Annotated in this window: 1 protein-coding gene; it reads left to right on the forward strand. The window is 29.5% G+C overall.

The window, feature by feature from the left end; genetic code table 11:
• On the forward strand, nucleotides 1–674 hold a 674-nt coding region (locus ABTZ91_RS34110; protein ID WP_352081112.1), incomplete at its 5' end, for an STAS domain-containing protein.
• Nucleotides 675–1000 lie beyond the last annotated feature (326 nt).

The following is a 1000-nucleotide window of genomic DNA, read 5'->3' on the forward strand; positions in this document are numbered from 1 at the left end:
ATATTTTTGCAAAATCTATCTCAGATGATTTAGAAATGACCTATCAACATTTAACACATTGGGGTAATGAAGGCGTAAAATTGTTAATAAAATTAAATTTACCACTAGATGTAGGTGTAGAGGAAGTTAGATTCTATCGTAATGAAATTGGAGAAATTATAAAAAATGAAGCTATCCAAAATCATATGTCTCTTTCTGAGTTCTACAAATTAATTTCTAATTTTGATTCGGTTGTTGATCGAGCTGTACATTTACTAAGTTTATCCTATTCTGAAAATTATCTTTCACGAATAAAGGCAGCTGAAATAACAGCAATGGAGTTATCTATACCGGTCATTCAAATTACAGAAAATATAGGAGTTCTACCATTAATAGGAGATATTGATACCCAAAGGGCTCAGGAACTTATGGAGAAGGCTTTAGAATCTGTTTCTAAGTTAGGGTTATCTCATGTTTTTATTGATTTATCAGGGGTTCCTATAATTGATACAATGGTAGCAAATCATCTATTTAGAGTAATAGATGCATTAAATTTAGTAGGTGTAAAAACAATACTTTCGGGAATACGTCCAGAAATCGCCCAAACGATGATGCAATTAGGGATTAAAACGCAGGATCTAACTACATTTTCAAGTTTGCATAAAGCAATAAAGTATATCAATATCAATCCATAATATTTGGTATATAGAGTTAAGGTTTAGTATAAAAGAATTAATGAAGTTAAAATTAGTCTCCCATAAACTAATCTAAGTCTGGTGTAATTTCATACATGAAATGATTCCGACTTTTTTATTTAAAGATGCTTAAATTTATCATACATACTGGCCTAATCAGTAAGCTTATTCCTACTTAATATTCATATCTTAATAATCGGGATTATGTTATCCTTGAATTACTCCAAAATAATATTACATACAGCCATACTTCACTTTCTGTATAAATCAAATATTATTTTTTTGAATACCATTTAGGATGATGCCATATTGTATTCGGTCAGAAA

It is taken from the genome of Streptomyces sp. NPDC126499 (genome assembly GCF_040302485.1).
Lineage (GTDB): Bacteria > Actinomycetota > Actinomycetes > Streptomycetales > Streptomycetaceae > Streptomyces.